The following is a 15,865-nucleotide window of genomic DNA, read 5'->3' on the forward strand; positions in this document are numbered from 1 at the left end:
ATAGGAGAACCGACATGACCATCGCGGCGCCCGGAACCACCGCCTACCTCGAGTCGCTCGTCAACGTGGCGACCGGGGAGCTGGACCGCCGGATCTTCAGTGACGAGGAGATCTTCGAGCTGGAGATGAAGCACATCTTCAGGCGAGCCTGGCTCTTCCTGTGCCACGAGACGCAGATCCCGAAGAAGGGCGACTTCTTCGAGGCGCCCATGGGCAAGGACAATGTGCTCGTCGTCCGCCAGCGCGACGGCGGCATCAAGGCCCTGCTCAACACCTGCACGCACCGCGGCAACGCGGTCTGCCGGGCCGAGGAGGGCAACGTCAGGAACTTCATGTGCACTTACCACGGCTGGACGTTCGGCCTGGACGGCGAGCTCGTCGGGGTGCCCGGGATGTCGGACTTCTACCACGACGACCTGGACAAGACGAAGCACCCCCTGCGCAAGGTGGCCCAGCTCGACAACTACAAGGGATTCGTCTTCGCAACCATGGACCCGGAGGCCCCGCCGCTGCTGGAGTTCCTCGGGCGCACGGGCCGGATCGGCATCGACCTGCTGGCCGAGCGGGGTGACATCGAGGCGCGTCCGGGCGTCCAGAAGTTCACGCTCAACTGCAACTGGAAGTTCGCCGCGGACAACGCCTTCGACTACTACCACCCACAGATCACCCACATCTCGGCGCAGGCCGTCGGGATGATCCCCAGCGCCGACGTGACCGACACCGGAGGCGCCAAGACCGACGAGGGCAAGAGCCTCGGCGTGCAGCGGCTGCCCACCGACCTGGACACCCTGGTTGCCGTCGGAGAGTACGGACACGCGATCTCGGGCCCGAGCCTCGACTCGATGCTGAAGAGCCTCCCTCCCGAGATGCACGAGCTCGTGACCTGGCGTCAGGACCCCGGTCCGCTCGCGGCACTCGGCCCGGTCGGGTCACGGTTCGCCGGCCACCCGCACCTCTTCCCGACCGCCTGGTTCACGATGGACTCGCAGATCAGCCTTCGGGTCCCGCGCAGCGCAGCTGTCACCGAGGTGTGGTGGTTCAGCTTCAAGGACCGCAACGAGTCGCCCGAGGAGCAGAAGGCCCAGCTCGGTCGACAGATTCACGCGTTCGGCCCCGCGGGCTTCCTCGAGCAGGAGGACGGCGAGAACTGGTCGCAGAGCACGATGCAGACCCGGGGCGGCGTCAGCCGGGACATCCCGCAGCTCCTCAAGATGGGGCTCGGCCGCGGCAAGATCATCCACGAGGACGGCGTTGCCCGCATCGAGGCGCCCGTCAACGAGCACGCACAGCTGTGGACCTACCTGTCGTGGCTCGAGTGGGTCAAGGGCACCAGCTGGGACGAGCTGCGTTCCTCCACCACGCCCGGCGACCACATCTGAGGACTGACGAGCCATGGGAATCATGCACCTGGAGACGGCGATCGCGCCGGAAAAGATCGCGGCGATGTACCTGCAGTACGAGGTCGAGCAGTTCTACACCCACGAGGCTGCCCTGCTGGACCACCAGAGATTCGAGGAGTGGGTCGACCTGTTCACCGACGACACGGCGTACTTCATGCCGATCCGTCGGACAGTCCCGCGCCGCAACCTCTCCCGGGAGTTCACGCAGCCCGGCGAGATGGCTTTCTTCGACGACGACAAGGCCACCCTCGTCGGCCGGGTACAGAAGCTAGGGACCGGGACGGCCTGGGCAGAGGACCCGCCGTCCCGGACTCGCCACCTCGTGACCAATGTCCGCATCGTCGAAGACTCGGGCACCGAGCTGACGGTCGAGACCTGCTTCCACCTCTACCGAACCCGGCTGAAGTCGGAGATCGACGAGTGGATCGGACGTCGCGAGGACGTGCTTCGCCGTACCGAGGAGGGGTTCCGGATCGCCCGGCGCCACATCTACCTCGACCAGACCATCTTGCTGTCGCAGAACCTCAGCAACTTCTTCTAACAGACCAGAACGAGCGCGCCAGGCGCCGGCCACTTGGCCGACACTCTCCGGCGGCCGCAAAGAAGAGGAGGCCCGGTGGGATCGACCCGCCACGACCTGCGAGCGGAGGCCACGCGGTTGGTCACCGCGAACGGGATCAGCCTGTGCTGCGCCACGTACGGCGACCCGGCGGACCCGCCGCTCCTCATGATCATGGGCATAGGCACCCAGCTGGACGGCTGGGACATGAGCTTCTGCGACGACCTAGTCGACTCGGGCTTCTTCGTAATCCGGTTCGACAACCGCGACGTCGGGCTGTCCCAGCGTCTCGAGGGAGCCCCTGACCTCACCGCGATCCGACACGGCGATCTGACCACCCTGCCCTACACCCTCGAGGACATGGCTGCCGACAGCGTCGGACTTCTCGACGCGCTGGGCATCGATCGCGCCCACATCCTCGGCGCGTCGATGGGAGGCATGGTCGCGCAGCTGGTGGCGATCCACTGGCCCGAGCGGGTGCTCTCCCTCTGCTCGATCATGTCGAGCACCGGCGACCGGTCGGTCGGCCAGGCGGACCCAGCCACCATGGAGCTGATGCGCCGACCCGCTCCTGCCACGCGTGAGGGAGTCGTCGAGGCGGCTGTGGAACGGTCGCGCGCGCTGGCCGGGAGCGGCTTCCCGTTCGACGAGGATGCAGCCCGGACCCGTGCGGCCGCGGCCCACGACCGCGCACACGACCCGGCTGGCCGGCTCCGACAGCAGGCGGCCGTCATCGCCTCGGCGGACCGGACGCTCGCGCTACGCGGCCTGTGCGTGCCGACCGTCGCCATCCACGGGAGCGACGACCGCCTGGTCGACATCAGTGGTGGCCAGGCGACCGCGGACGCCGTACCGGACGCCTGGCTCGAGGTCGTCGACGGCATGGGCCACGGCATCGTGCCCGAAGCCTGGCCCCAGATCATCGCAGCGGTCCGTCGCAACGCGGCCCGGGCAACAGCCCTCCCAGGAGACATCAGGTGACAGTGCAGACAGACAAGCAGGCGCTAGGGTTCGACCCCGACGCGCTGCGCGAGAAGTACCGGATCGAGCGGGACAAACGGCTGCGCCCGGACGGCTCGCGCCAGTACCAGGCGCTCGAGGGCGAGCTCGCGCACTTCATCGACGACCCGTACACGCCGAGGATCGAGCGTCAGGCGGTCTCCGACCATGTCGACGTCGCGGTCGTCGGTGGGGGGTTCGGAGGACTGCTCCTCGGCGCGCGCCTGCGCGACCTGGGCTATGACAACATCCGGCTCGTCGAGCAGGGCGGTGACTTCGGCGGCACGTGGTACTGGAACCGCTACCCGGGCGCCGCGTGCGACACCGAGGCCTACATCTACCTCCCGCTGCTGGAGGAGACGGGCTACATGCCCAGCGAGAAGTACGTGAAGGCACCCGAGATCCTCGAGCACTGCCGACGGATCGCCCGGCACTACCACCTCTACGACAACGCGCTGCTTCAGACCCGGGTCTCGGGTGTCACATGGAGCGAGGACACCAAACTCTGGACGGTTGAGACCGACCGTGGCGACGTGTTCACCGCCCGCTACGTCTGCATGACGGCCGGTGCGATGCAGAAGCCGAAGCTGCCCGGCGTGCCCGGTATCGAGTCCTACCGCGGCCACACGTTCCACACGACCCGCTGGGACTACGGCTACACCGGAGGCGACAGCACCGGTCGGCTCGAGGGGCTCGCGGACAAGAGAGTCGCGATCGTGGGGACGGGGGCGACCGCCATCCAGGCGGTGCCTCACCTGGGCGCCAGCGCCGGACACCTGTACGTCGTCCAGCGCACGCCGTCTGCGGTCAACGCGCGCAACAACCGGACGACCGACCAGGCCTGGTACGCATCGCTCCGGCATGGATGGCAGCGCGAGCGGATGGACAACTTCTCGACCTTCGTGGCTGGCGGCGACGCGGAGACCGATCTGGTCAACGACGGCTGGACCGCCATCTACCGCCTCCGGACGCTGAGCGGCGGTGTGCTCGACGAGATCGACGACTTCACCAAGATGGAGGAGATCCGCGCCCGCGTGACCGACATCGTGCGCGACCCGGTCACGGCCGAGGGGTTGAAGCCGTGGTATCGGGCCCTCTGCAAGCGGCCGTGCTTCAACGACGAGTACCTCGAGACGTTCAACCGGCCGAACGTCACCCTGCTCGACACCGACGGCCGAGGGATCGAGCGCGTCACCCCGACCGGGATCGTGGTCAACGGCACCGAGTACGACGTCGACTGTCTCGTTTTCGCCAGCGGGTTCCAGGTAGGGGCGCCGTTCGCGACCAGGCTCGGCTACGACGTGGTCGGCCGTGGCGGTCGCAAGCTGAGCGAGAAGTTCTCCACCGGGATCTCGACGCTCTACGGGATGCAGACCAGCGGCTTCCCGAACTTCTTCATCATCGCGCTCAACCAGGTAGGCGTTAGCTCGAACTTCGCCCACGTGCTCGACGTCCAGAGCCGCCACGTCAGCCAGGTCATCCACGAGGTCGACCGACGGGGTGCCCGCGCGGTCGACGTGGTCGTGGCGGACGAGGAGGCCTGGGCCCAGACCGTCTTCGAGTCCTCGCGCGCCAACCTCGAGTTCCTCGAGTCGTGCACCCCGGGCTACTACAACAACGAAGGACAGCCCAATGCGACCGCATCGAGGCGCAACGGGGCCTACGGGCCCGGGATCGTCGCCTTCGACCACCTCATCAGCGCCTGGCGCGCCGAAGGAACGTGGCAGGGGCTGATTTTCGAGCCGACCGAGCATGGCTGAGATGTCGGGCGAAGGGCCGCTGTCGGGGCTCGTCGTCGCGGGCTTCTCCCGCATCGTCGCCGGCCCGAGATGGACCTGATCGAGATCAACGAGGCGTTCGCCGCACAGGTCCTGGCGGTGACGCAGGAGTGGGGCTTCGGCGCAGCTGACGGGAACGGGTCAACGTCCACGGGTCCGGCATCTCGCTCGGACACCCCGTCGGCGCTACCGGAGCCCGCATCCTCGCGACGATGCTGCGAGCGCTGCGGCGGCGCGAAGGGCGCTACGCCCTCGAGACCATGTGCATCGGCGGCGGGCAGGGGCTCACCGCGATCTTCGAACGGGTCGGCTGAGCGCAGACCACGTAGCGGTCGCCGCCACGGCGACCTCCACCGAGAAAGGACGAATCATTGTGTTCGGCAATGACAGGAGCCCGGTGGCGATCGTGACCGGAGGAGCCCGAGGGATCGGCCGCGGGGTCGCGAACCGACTGGCGGCCGATGGCTGCGCCGTCGCCGTCCTCGACCTCTCTGCGGAGGCGTGCGCCACTGCCGTCGAGGACGCCGCGGTTCGGATCGGGATGCCGTACGACGGGTACACCGTCATGCGCGCCGCGCAGATCCCCGTCGGTCGGGTGGGCCAGCCGGCGGACATCGCCGCGGCGGTGTCGTTCTTCGTCGGCGAGGATGCCTCGTTCGTCTCGGGACAGGTGCTCTACGTCGCCGGGGGGCCGAAGGCATGAGGATCGGGCGGGTCCTGGTCGGCTCCGGCGACGAGGTCTGGGCGCGTCTGGACCCGGAACGTTCTGTCGAGCTGCTGGACCTCGAGGACCTCGAGCGGGAGGGCCGCGACCTCGGCCCGGCCGACAGGCTCAACGTCGTCAAACCGGTCACCGCGACCAGCACCGTGGTCTGCCTGCTCGGCAACTGGAAGGGCCGCGACGGCCGGGACGGCCCGAGCTTCTTCGTGAAGCCGACCAGCTCGCTCATCGGTGACGGCGAGGCGATCGTCCTCCCGGCCACGTGCCGCACCGTGGTCTACGAACCCGAGATCGCGGCCGTGATCCGCCGGACCTGTCGCGAGGTCACCCCTTCCGAAGCGCGTGCTCACGTCCTCGGCTGGACCTGCGTCAACGACGTGACGGCGACGGACCTCGGGCTGACCACCAACTCCCCGTTCCTTCCGGGGAAGTCGTTCGACACCTTCGGTGTGCTGGGACCGGTCGTCGAGACGGAGCTCGACCCGGACGACACGGCGCTCCGTGCCCGCATCAACGGCCGGGTCGTCACCGACACGGTCACCTCCCGCATGAACTGGTCGACCGACGAGGTGGTGAGCTGGGTGAGCCGGTTCATGACCTTGCGTCCCGGCGACCTGGTCTGCTTCGGCACGCCGCCGGACCTCGAACCCCTCCGGGCCGGCGACGTGGTCGAGGTCGAGGTCGAGGGCATCGGGACGCTGCGGAACCCCGTGGTGGCCGCCGTCGCCGCGGACGAACCGCAGAGATCGTGCGCGTCGCGGAATAGGGGTGCACAGACGATCGTCGGTGAATCGGAGGACGAGAGCGGATCGTGATGAGGTGCTGCTGGCTGTCGAGGAGAGCCGTCGCGACGTAACAGTCCGCCTGGCGGCTGTCAATGCGGTCTTGGCTGGCTGTGCGCCGGAGCGGTTTCGAGTCGTCGTGGCCGCGCTCAATGCCGAGGTGACTGAAGTGCACGAATCCGGCGGGGTGCTGGCTGCGGTGCAGGTTCGCGACGTGAGATCGGCGGCCGTCACCGACATGAATCTGGCCGGTCTGTTCGTGAACAGCGGGATGGTGCCCAACACGGGCCTGCTGGAATCGCTGCTGGACGAGGACGCCGGCAGGGGGTTCGGGGGTTACGCCGTGACGGCTGACGGCGCCGCCGCCGCGACCTCGGCACGAGATTTCCTGCGCGACCAGGCCCTACCGTAGGGGCGGAGAACGGTTAGCGCCCCTGCCATCGCGGCGACCGTTTCTGCGTGAACGCGAGGACGCCCTCCTTCGCATCGGCCGAGTCGTAGATCTCACGGAGGAGCGGTTTCTGCCGTTCGTACAGCTCCGCTGTCGCCGGCCGGCGGAGTTCCGCGACGATCCTCTTGCTGTGCCGTACGGCCAGCGGAGCGTTGCCAGCAATCCGGTCGGCCAGCGCGATCGCCGCGGCCTGTGCGTCGCCCGCGTCGACCAGTTCGGCCAGCAGGCCGTAGCGCTCGGCCGTGGCGGCGTCAATCCGGTCACCGGTCAGGGCGAGCCGCATGGCCGCGTGGTACGGGATGCGTTCCGGCAGCCGTAGCAGGCCGCCGGCGCCCGCGACCAGGCCGCGCCGCACCTCGGGCAGGCCGAACTGTGCGGTCCGGGACGCCACGATCAGGTCGCACGCGAGGACCATCTCGAAACCGCCGGCGAGCGCGTAGCCCTCCACTGCGGCGATGAGCGGTGTGCGCGGCGGTCGCTCGGTGAGGCCGCCAAAACCGCGGCCCGGGAGGATCGGCCGCTCGCCGCGCGTCGCCGCGGCGAGGTCCATGCCGGTGCAGAAGTCGCCATTGCGTCCGGTCAGGATGCCGACACGCAGGGCAGTATCGGAGTCGAGCTCGTCGAACGCCTCGGCCAACTGCCGGGCCGTGGCGGCGTCGACCGCGTTACGCACCGCGGGCCGGTCGATCGCGATGACGAGGATGCCATTGCGGATGCGCTCGGTGGTGACACCCGGCTCGGTCATGTCGCTCCAGGCTCGGTCGAGAATCGGGGGTGCTCGGCCGGCCCATCGTGTTCACGGGTCGGTCGGGTCCTGACGCTGGCGGGTCAGACCGCCATGCCGCCGCCCATGTCGATCATTGCGCCGTTCATGGCGCTCGCGGCGTCGCTGGCGAGGAACGCGACCATGTTCGCGACCTCCTCCGGGAGCTCGTAGCGCTGGATGGCGGTCCGCCCGCGCGCGTAGAGCGTCTCGGGACGGTCCTCGGTCAGTGGTCGCCCCGGGCCCCACATCGAGCCGGCGTTGACGCCGAGGACCTGGATCCCCTGCGGGCCGAGCTCCTTGCCGAGGAACCGGGTGAACTGTCCGAGCCCGGCCTTCAGGGCGCCGTACACGGTGAGCCAGGGCATCGCAGAGCTCCCGGCCTCGGAGCCGATGTTGATGATCCGCCCCTGCCCCTGGGGCAGCATGTAGTCGAGCACCGCGCGCGTGCAGTACATCGGTCCGGTCAGCGTGCCGCGGACGGAACGGTCGATCTCCTCGCGCCCGAAGTCGACGAACTCGCCGACGACGACGTCGGCCGCGTTGTTGACCAGGATGTCGATGCCGCCCAGCGCCTGCGCGGCCTCGGCCATGACGGTCTGGACGCCGTCCCAGTCCATGACGTCGCCGTGGATCGGGACGACCTTCGCTCCCCATCTCTCGGCCGCCGCGGCAGCGACGCCGGCTGCGTCCGGCGCGGAAGGGTGCCGCGAGAAGCCGCGTTCACGTACCTGCTCCGCGCTCAGGTCGACGACCGCGACGTCTGCACCCAGCCCGGCCAGCCTGTTCACGCAGGCCTGGCCGAGGTTGATGCCCGCCCCACCGGTGACGACCGCGCGTCGGCCCCGTAGGTCCAACAGGTCGGTGACACGCTTCTCGATGCTGTCGAGTGGGATCCGCGTCTCGTCCCACCACACCGTCTGCGATCCGTGACCCGCGTCGATGTGGTCCTGGAGTAACTGCTGCATGAAGTGCGTGGTCATGGGCCTTCCTCGGTCGTCGCTGGGATGGTGGTGGTGATGTCCCGCCCACGGATCAGGGGCCGGAACATCGAGTAGGGAATTGGGTGTTGGTTGGCGCCGAGCTCCGGTGCTCCCCGCCAGCGGTACAGGCATAGGCAGCGGCCAGGGCTGCGGTTCGTGATGTGCTCCGTGGTGGCTGTGGTCATCACGAAGCCGACCGCCTCGAAGAAGCGAGCTGTCCGCACCAGGTCCGGCAGGGCCAGGTTCATCGCCAGGAGCTCAATCGGCGTGGCGCCGCACTCGTCGTCGGCGAGCTCCGCTCGGGCGTCGATCGAGCTGATCGGCTCGGGGAAGCGGGCATGCCACGCGTTGAACCAGCCCACGTAGGGCACCTCCGGACACGCGGCCGGTTCGACGGCTTCGAAGGAGAAACGCTGGGACTGGCTCGAAAGCCGCACGCCGAGGAGACGTGCCTGCTCCTGCCACGGGATGCGTGGATCGATGACCAGGGGTACGGCGAACCGGCTGGCGTAGGTGGAAGGCTGCTGCGGGACGCGAGCGAGCCCGGCGAGGTAGTCGGTAGGAGTGGTACCGAGCCGGGCCGGGTACCCGGCCCGGACGTAGGCATCGGCGGTCCGGGTCCACAGGTCGTCCCAGAGGGACCTGACGGGTGGGGTGGCCGATCGCGTGCGGACCCCGAGCATCTGGCCGTTGTCGCTGGGAGCGAGGTCGTAAGCCACCAGCAGCGAGCCCGGGGTGGGCGGCTCGTCCTCGCGACCCTCCTCCGGCCGGTCACCGTCGAACCGTGCCGCGATGGTGCGGCCGTCGTACGTCGTGGCGAGCCGCGACCAGCTGCGCCGGTCGTCGAGGTGGTGGCCGGTCAGCAGGTGCCGGTCCTGGCTGGCCACGATGTACTGGTCGAGGGTCAGCATGGTGCGCCCGGCCGCGGCCACCGCAATGAGGGTTGCCGGCTCGTCGAGGTCGAGCCAGGGCGCTTCGCGGGCCGTCTCGTAGTCGAACCAGCCCCAGACGTCGGCTGCGTTGACGAAGCCGTTCGCCGGCGACTCGGCGTAGGAGTCCATGTCCGGGAACACGGTCCGGAACCGATCTCTCGTGAGGTGCGAGCTGAGTTCGTGCGGCAGGAAGCCGACGGCCCGACCCTCGCGCCGCAGCTCGATCAGATCCGCGTCGTCGTAGGGGCATGGCGAGACCGTGATCGCGACGTCCAACCGGCGACCGCGCTCGGCCCAGATGGCCTGGTGCAGCCGGGTCTGCTGGTCGGCCGACAGCGGCTCGTCGGCAACTGCGCCTACCGCCGACGCGGCCGCTGGTTCCCTCACGCACGGCTCCGGTGCAGCACCTTCACCTCAGTGAAGGAGTGCAGCCCCCACTGCCCGTTCTCGACGCCGATGCCGCTCCACTTCGCGCCGCCGAAGGGCTGGTCGGGGCGGAGGGCGAGGTGGGTGTTGACCCACGCGGTGCCGCAATGCAGCTCGTCGGCCACGGCCGCCGCGCGGTCGGCATCGGTGCCCCACACCGAGCCCGAGAGCCCGAAATGGGTGTCGTTGGCGCGCTCCACCACCTCGTCGACGGATCGGTAGGAAAGGACCGGGAGCACCGGCCCGAACTGCTCCTCGTCGACGACGGCCATGCCGTCCGTGACCTCTCGGAGGATGGTCGGCTGGTAGAAGTAGCCGGGGCCGTCGACGATGGCTCCGCCGACGACGGCCTGCCCGCCCCGACTCACCGCGTCGTCGACCAGTCCGGCCACGCGATCCCGCTGGGGCGCGTTGTTGATGGGGCCGAGCTGGCTCCGCGGATCGGTTCCGGCGCCGACCCGCACCGAGCTGGCGACGGAGGCGAGCGCCTCGACGACCTCGTCGTAGCGGTGCTCCGGGGCGTAGACACGCTTGACCCCTGAGCACACCTGCCCGTTGTTGCGGAAGGCCGACCAGAAGAGCCGTTCGGCGACCGCTTCGACGTCGATGTCGTCGAGCAGGATCGCCGGGTCGTTGCCGCCGAGCTCCAGCGTGATGCGCTTGAGGTCCGGTGCCGCCGCGGCTGCGACGCGCTTGCCGGTGGCTACGGAGCCGGTGAAGGAGATCTTTCGCGGGATCGGGTGCCCGGTCATGAGCGCACCGAGCGGGTCGGAGCCGCTGATCACGTTCAGGACGCCGGCCGGCAGCACATCGGCCAGGACCTGGCCAAGCAGCAGGGTCGCCAGCGGTGTGTACGGCGAGGGCTTGAGCACCATCGTGTTGCCCGCCCGCAGCGCGGGCGCGATCTTCCAAGCCGCCAGACTCAGGGGGAAGTTCCACGGGGTGATCGCGGCCACGACCCCGAGGGGGCGGCGCTCGACGCGGATGTGGGCTTTGTCGTCGTCCTGGAGGATCTCGTCGTCGACCTCGAGCCCGGCGAAGTGACGGAGCCACAGAGCTACCGAGCGGACCTCCATCTGGGCGTCGGCGAGTGGCTTCCCCTGCTCGTGGGTCAGCAAGGGGGCGATCGTGTCGGTCGCTGCCAGGACGGCGTCGGCTCCCGCAAGCAGCAGCTCCCGCCTGGCGGGCTCGTCCTGCTTCCAGGTCCGGTACGCGTCCCGGGCGGAGTGCATCGCCTGGTCCAGCTGGGCTTCCGTGCACTCGGGTGCCGTGGCGAACGGTGCGCCGGTGGCCGGGTCGACCACCTCGAACGACCCTGTCGTGGCGACGGCGTTGCCGCCGATGGTCATCGAGACCTGGTCCGTCATCGCGGTCACCCTTCCTGGAAGGGCAGCTGGAGCTGGCGACGAGCGGCGTGGACGTCAGCGATGTCGAGGTCGAGGGCGCGCGCCAAGGAAGCCGCGCGTGCGACGAGCGGTGTACTGCCCGCCGCCAACTCTCCCTTGCGGAGGTAGAGCGTGTCCTCCAGCCCGGCCCGGCAGTTCCCACCGAGCGCCAGCCCGATCGCCGTCAGCTCCAGGTTGGCCCGACCGATGGCGATGACCTGCCAGGCCGCACCCTCCGGGAGCCGGCGCACCATCGTCATGAGGTTCTCGGCGGTCGCCGCCATGCCGCCGCGGACCCCGAGGACGATGCTGAACTGGAGCGGCTCGGCCAGCAGCCCTTCGACGCGGAGTCGCAGGCACGCGTCAAGGTGACCGGTGTCGTAGATCTCGAGCTCCGGCTTGACCCCGAACTCCCGCATCCGGGCGGCGAGCCGGCGAACACCAGCGGGCGGATTGAGGAACTCGCCCTCGCCGAAGCTCATGCTGCACGGGTTCAACGTCGCCATCTCCGGGCGCAGCTCGATGAGCTGCTCGCGCTCCTCGAACGGAACAGTCAGGCCCACGCCGGTCGACAGCTGCACCAGGATGGGGCAGCGCTCCCGGATGAGCTCGACGGTGCGGGCCGCGATGTCGAGATCTGCGGTCGGCCGATCGTCGCGGTCGCGCAGGTGGAGGTGGGCCACCGAGGCCCCGCCCGCGTATGCCTCCGCGACCTGGTCGGCGATCTCGTCGGGCTGCGTCGGCAGCCAGGCGTTGTCCTGCTTCGTCGCGATGGGTCCCGTCGGCGCCACGGTGATGATCACGCTCACGCCCGCCTCCTGAGGACTTGGGAAGCCTGAAGATTCCTCGTCACAGACGTACGGTATATGGAGTATGGTATCTCAGCAACCGTCCATCCCGCCTCCGTCTTCAGCAGCTCGCGAGACGTTCGGGACCAGGAAGAGAAAGCAGGAACCCGTGGTCGATCCCGTGACCGTCTCCGTCATCACGCACCGGTTCGAGGCGATCGTGCAGGAGATGGGCGAAGCGATGCTGCGCACCGCTTACTCGCAAATCCTCAACTCGAGCAGGGACTTCTCCACGGCGATCACCGACCGCGAGGCGCGGCTGGTCGCACAGGCGGAGCACGTGCCGATCCACGTCGGCTCGATGCCGTGGGCGGTCCGGGCCATCACGGACTTCTTCGGCGACTCGATCAAGCCCGGGGACGTGTACCTCCTCAACGACCCCTATCACGGTGGCAACCATCTCCCGGACCTGACGACGTTCGTGCCGGTCTTCTTCGAGGACGAGCTCCGCTTCTGGTCGATCAACCGGTCCCACCAGAGCGACATTGGTGGTTCGACGCACGGTGCGTACAACCCGAGCGCGACCGAGATCTGGCAGGAGGGGCTGCGGATCACCCCTCTCAAGCTGTACGACGCAGGGACGGTCCGCGAGGACGTCATGCAGATGATCGCGACCAACGTGCGGCATGCCGACGACTTCCTGGGTGACCTCCGGGCGATGATCGGCTCGTCCTGGGTCGGGGAGAGGCGGGTCCTCCAGCTGCTGCAGGAGTACGGCGCCGAGACGGTCACCCGGGCCATCGATGCCATCCTCGACAGTGCCGAGCGCCAGACCCGGGCCTGCATCTCGACCTGGACCGACGGGGTCTACTTCGGCGAGGCCGTGCTCGACGACGACGGCCACGGCGCCGAGGATGTCTACATCCGGGCCAAGGTCACGGTGTCGGGAGACTCGCTCCACGTCGACCTGTGCGACTCCCACCCCCAGGTCACCGGCTTCATCAACTCGTCGTACCCGAACATGATGTCCGCGGTCTACATGGCTCTGTCCTTCCTCATCGAGCCGCGGACCCCGAAGAACTCGGGGACGTTCCGGCCGCTCACGGTGACGGCCAAGGAAGGCACGGTGGTGTGGGCACGCCCCCCGGGGCCGGTCACGCTGGCCACGAACCACTGCGCCCAGGAGATCGCCGAGTCGGTGATCAAGGCCCTGGTGGGCGCCTGTCCTGATCGGGTGATCGCCGGCTGGGGCCGGCGGTTCCGGATCGCTATCAAGGGTGTTGACCCGCGGACCGGCCGCCAGTTCATCTGGCACCTCTTCCACGCGCGGCCGGGAGGAGGTGCTTCCCCGGCGGGAGACGGGTGGGAGACGGCAGGCGAGGGCCAGGCGATGGGCTCCTCCAAGTTCGGCTCGGTCGAGGTGGCAGAGGTCCGGTTCCCGCTCTTCTTCGAGCACCACGAGTTCCGGCCAGATTCGTTCGGCGACGGGCAGTTCCGGGGAGGCGCCGGCTCGGTGCTCCGGCTCCGGATGGAGACCGAGGAGACGGCGGTGGCGAACACGGCGGGCGACGGTGTCAGGCACCCGTCGTTCGGGACGTGTGGTGGACGCGACGGCGACCCGCACCGGTACCGGCTCCTCGCGGGCGAGGACGTGCGGGAGCTCCGGACCAAGGAGGTCGACATCGAGGTCCCACCTCGCTCGGTGTTCCTCGTCGAGTCCGCGGGCGGTGGTGGCTACGGGCCGCCGGCCGAGCGATCTCCCGATGCGCGGCGGCGGGACGTCGAGAACGGATTCGTCTCGGTGGACGACGCGACCGACACCACCCTCCTCACGACAGGGGCCTGAGCATGTACCGGATCGGCATCGACATCGGCGGCACGTTCACCGACCTGGCCGCGGTTGACGGCGACGGCAGGGTGGTGATCGCCAAGTCCTCCTCCACCCCGCGGGACCCTTCGGACGGGCTGCTCGAGGGGCTGACCAAGCTCGCCGCCGCACTGGGCACCACGCGTGAGCAGATGCTGGGTGAGACCGAGCGGATCGTGCACGGCACCACGGTGGCCACCAACGCGCTGCTGGAGGGCAAGGGTGCGAAGGTTGCTCTGCTCACGACCGAGGGCCACCGAGACGTGATCGAGATGCGCGAGGGAATGAAGGAGGACCGGTACAACGTACGGATGGCGCCGCCCCAGCCGCTGGTGCCGCGGGTGCGACGCTTCGGGGTCAATGAGCGGATGCGGGCGGACGGTACAGCGGCGATCCCCCTCGCGGCGGAGTCGCTCGAAGCCGCGGTCGAGGCAGCCGCCGCGTCGGGAGCCGAGGCCATAGCGGTCTGCTACCTCCACTCCTATCGCAACCCCGAGCACGAGCAGGTGACGGCCGCCGCGCTGGCGGACAGGCTCCCTGACACCTATGTGTCGCTGTCGAGCGAGGTCCTGCCGCAGATCAAGGAGTACGAGCGGGTCTGGACAACGGTGGTCAATGCGTACGTCGGCCCAGTGCTCGCAGACTACCTGTCACGGCTCAGCGGCCGCCTCGCCGACGCGGGCTACGCCGGCGAGGTGATGATCATGCACTCGCACGGCGGCGTGGCCACGATCCCGGAGTCGGGCCGGCTCGCCGCGGGGGCCGTTCTCTCGGGCCCTGCTGGAGGCATCGCGGCCGCGAAGCAGGCCGCCAAGCTCGTCGGTACCGGTGAGCTGATTTCCTTCGACATGGGCGGCACCAGCACTGACATCGCGTTGCTGCAGAACGGCGAGGCGCCATTGACCGCCGAGAAGCAGGTCGGCATCGCCAAGGTCTCGCTGCCCACGCTCGATATCCACACGCTCGGCGCGGGTGGCGGCTCGATCGCCCGGGTCGACGCCGGCATCCTCCATGTGGGCCCGGAAAGCGCCGGCGCCGTACCAGGTCCGGCATGCTACGGGCGAGGTGGCACGGAGGCCACGGTCACCGACGCGAACGTCGTGCTCGGGTTGCTCGACCCGGCCAGCTTCGCGGGTGGCGATCTGCCTCTCGACGCCGCCGCCGCGGAAACGGCGGTCGAAGCCGTGGGCGAGGCTCTGGGGGTCTCGATGGTCGAGGCTGCCGCAGGCATTTCCAAGGTCGTCAACACCACGATGGCCGAGGGGATCCGGATCGTGTCTGTGCGTCGAGGCGTCGACCCGCGCGGCTTCACGCTCGTCTCCTTCGGCGGCGCGGCGGGCATCCACGTCACCGAGGTGGCCCGGCTTCTTGACATCAAGCGGGTGGTCGTGCCCAACGTCGCGTCCGTCCTGTCCGCCTGGGGGATGCTGGCCACCGACCTGCGCTACGAGATGGTGCGCTCCCACATCGGGGACGCCGCGTCGACTTCGGCCGAGGGGATGCGTCGGGTGCTGCTCGACATGGAGCGCGAGGGCCGAGCCCGGCTTGACGGGTTCGACGGGCAGATCGAGGCCCAGCGTGCGCTCGACATGCGGTACGGCGAGCAGATCTACGAGATCACCGTGCCCATCACCGACGTGGACGTCGACGCGACCGACTTCATCGACGTGGTCGTCGCGAGGTTCCACAAGCGACACCAGGAGCTTTACGCGTACAACGCGCCCGGGCAGGAGGTGGTCATCGTGAACGCACGGACCACCATCGTCGGAAAGCTGCCGGAGCTGCGCGCCGAGCCGCTGTCGACGGGCAGCGGCCACCGCCGGGGTGCCGGTGCGCGTCAGGTCTACCTGGATGGCTGGATCGACGTTCCCGTGCACCGCATGGAGACCGTGGCGCAGGGGGAGAGGGTCACGGGTCCCGCCCTCTTCGAGTCGACCACCACCACGGTCCTGCTTCGCGCTGGCGACTCCGCGGTCGTCAACGAGCACGGATGGCTCGACATCCGGCTGCCCTAGACCGTTCGTCATTAGG

Annotated in this window: 14 protein-coding genes and 1 pseudogene; 10 read left to right on the forward strand and 5 right to left on the reverse strand. The window is 69.1% G+C overall.

Translation table 11 applies throughout. The features are described from left to right. Window positions 1-14 precede the first annotated feature (14 nt). The 8 genes and pseudogenes from AC6JBM_RS00420 (at window position 15) to AC6JBM_RS00455 (ending at window position 6,651) form a co-directional block, all read left to right on the forward strand. Entirely contained in the window at window positions 15-1,379 is a 1,365-nt protein-coding gene (locus tag AC6JBM_RS00420; protein ID WP_497981612.1) for an aromatic ring-hydroxylating oxygenase subunit alpha, read from the forward strand. Between the two features lie 22 nt (window positions 1,380-1,401). Continuing rightward, window positions 1,402-1,941 carry an aromatic-ring-hydroxylating dioxygenase subunit beta gene (locus tag AC6JBM_RS00425; protein ID WP_497981613.1) on the forward strand — a complete coding sequence of 180 codons (540 nt, stop codon included), beginning with the start codon at window positions 1,402-1,404 and terminating at the stop codon, window positions 1,939-1,941. A gap of 75 nt (window positions 1,942-2,016) precedes the next feature. Next, window positions 2,017-2,940, forward strand: a complete 924-nt coding sequence (locus AC6JBM_RS00430) for an alpha/beta fold hydrolase (protein WP_497981614.1) — start codon at window positions 2,017-2,019, stop codon at window positions 2,938-2,940. Then, window positions 2,937-4,718 carry a flavin-containing monooxygenase gene (locus AC6JBM_RS00435; RefSeq protein ID WP_497981615.1) on the forward strand — a complete coding sequence of 594 codons (1,782 nt, stop codon included), beginning with the start codon at window positions 2,937-2,939 and terminating at the stop codon, window positions 4,716-4,718. Before AC6JBM_RS00430 ends, AC6JBM_RS00435 begins: the two co-directional genes overlap by 4 nt. A 164-nt stretch (window positions 4,719-4,882) precedes the next feature. Next, a pseudogene (locus tag AC6JBM_RS00440) lies at window positions 4,883-5,050 on the forward strand (thiolase family protein); the annotation flags it as partial. Window positions 5,051-5,109: 59 nt separating this feature from the next. Then, complete coding sequence (locus tag AC6JBM_RS00445; RefSeq protein ID WP_497981616.1) at window positions 5,110-5,439, forward strand: SDR family oxidoreductase; 330 nt, start codon at window positions 5,110-5,112, stop codon at window positions 5,437-5,439. Continuing rightward, complete coding sequence (locus AC6JBM_RS00450) at window positions 5,436-6,272, forward strand: fumarylacetoacetate hydrolase family protein (RefSeq protein WP_497981617.1); 837 nt, start codon at window positions 5,436-5,438, stop codon at window positions 6,270-6,272. Before AC6JBM_RS00445 ends, AC6JBM_RS00450 begins: the two co-directional genes overlap by 4 nt. Before the next feature lie 4 nt (window positions 6,273-6,276). Then, a complete protein-coding gene (locus AC6JBM_RS00455) occupies window positions 6,277-6,651 on the forward strand; it encodes a hypothetical protein (RefSeq protein WP_497981618.1) in 375 nt (124 codons plus the stop codon). Window positions 6,652-6,664: 13 nt separating this feature from the next. Here the strand turns inward: AC6JBM_RS00455 and AC6JBM_RS00460 are convergent, their stop codons facing one another. From AC6JBM_RS00460 to AC6JBM_RS00480, 5 genes are all read right to left on the reverse strand, one after another. Beyond that, on the reverse strand, window positions 6,665-7,435 hold the full coding sequence (locus AC6JBM_RS00460; protein ID WP_497981619.1) for a crotonase/enoyl-CoA hydratase family protein: 771 nt from the start codon (window positions 7,433-7,435) through the stop codon (window positions 6,665-6,667). Between the two features lie 83 nt (window positions 7,436-7,518). Next, complete coding sequence (locus tag AC6JBM_RS00465) at window positions 7,519-8,436, reverse strand: SDR family NAD(P)-dependent oxidoreductase (protein WP_497981620.1); 918 nt, start codon at window positions 8,434-8,436, stop codon at window positions 7,519-7,521. Continuing rightward, complete coding sequence (locus AC6JBM_RS00470) at window positions 8,433-9,755, reverse strand: hypothetical protein (RefSeq protein WP_497981621.1); 1,323 nt, start codon at window positions 9,753-9,755, stop codon at window positions 8,433-8,435. The genes AC6JBM_RS00465 and AC6JBM_RS00470 overlap by 4 nt, the downstream gene beginning before the upstream one ends. Further along, complete coding sequence (locus AC6JBM_RS00475) at window positions 9,752-11,161, reverse strand: aldehyde dehydrogenase family protein (protein ID WP_497981622.1); 1,410 nt, start codon at window positions 11,159-11,161, stop codon at window positions 9,752-9,754. Before AC6JBM_RS00475 ends, AC6JBM_RS00470 begins: the two co-directional genes overlap by 4 nt. Before the next feature lie 5 nt (window positions 11,162-11,166). Continuing rightward, window positions 11,167-11,988, reverse strand: a complete 822-nt coding sequence (locus AC6JBM_RS00480) for a beta-keto acid cleavage family enzyme (RefSeq protein WP_497981623.1) — start codon at window positions 11,986-11,988, stop codon at window positions 11,167-11,169. Window positions 11,989-12,136: 148 nt separating this feature from the next. Here AC6JBM_RS00480 and AC6JBM_RS00485 point away from each other — a divergent pair, with 148 nt between their 5' ends. Both AC6JBM_RS00485 and AC6JBM_RS00490 read left to right on the forward strand, forming a co-directional pair. Further along, window positions 12,137-13,813, forward strand: coding sequence for a hydantoinase B/oxoprolinase family protein (locus AC6JBM_RS00485; RefSeq protein ID WP_497981624.1), 1,677 nt, complete (start codon window positions 12,137-12,139; stop codon window positions 13,811-13,813). A 2-nt stretch (window positions 13,814-13,815) separates the two neighbouring features. Next, window positions 13,816-15,849 carry a hydantoinase/oxoprolinase family protein gene (locus AC6JBM_RS00490; protein WP_497981625.1) on the forward strand — a complete coding sequence of 678 codons (2,034 nt, stop codon included), beginning with the start codon at window positions 13,816-13,818 and terminating at the stop codon, window positions 15,847-15,849. The last annotated feature ends 16 nt before the right edge of the window (window positions 15,850-15,865 follow it).

Source organism: Dactylosporangium thailandense (genome assembly GCF_059739745.1).

Coding starts and splice junctions, on each gene's coding strand:
- AC6JBM_RS00420 (WP_497981612.1), top strand. CDS start 15: ATGACCATCGCGGCGCCCGGAACCACCGCCTACCTCGAGTCGCTCGTC.
- AC6JBM_RS00425 (WP_497981613.1), top strand. CDS start 1,402: ATGCACCTGGAGACGGCGATCGCGCCGGAAAAGATCGCGGCGATGTAC.
- AC6JBM_RS00450 (WP_497981617.1), top strand. CDS start 5,436: ATGAGGATCGGGCGGGTCCTGGTCGGCTCCGGCGACGAGGTCTGGGCG.
- AC6JBM_RS00460 (WP_497981619.1), bottom strand. CDS start 7,435: ATGACCGAGCCGGGTGTCACCACCGAGCGCATCCGCAATGGCATCCTC.
- AC6JBM_RS00465 (WP_497981620.1), bottom strand. CDS start 8,436: ATGACCACGCACTTCATGCAGCAGTTACTCCAGGACCACATCGACGCG.
- AC6JBM_RS00475 (WP_497981622.1), bottom strand. CDS start 11,161: ATGACGGACCAGGTCTCGATGACCATCGGCGGCAACGCCGTCGCCACG.
- AC6JBM_RS00490 (WP_497981625.1), top strand. CDS start 13,816: ATGTACCGGATCGGCATCGACATCGGCGGCACGTTCACCGACCTGGCC.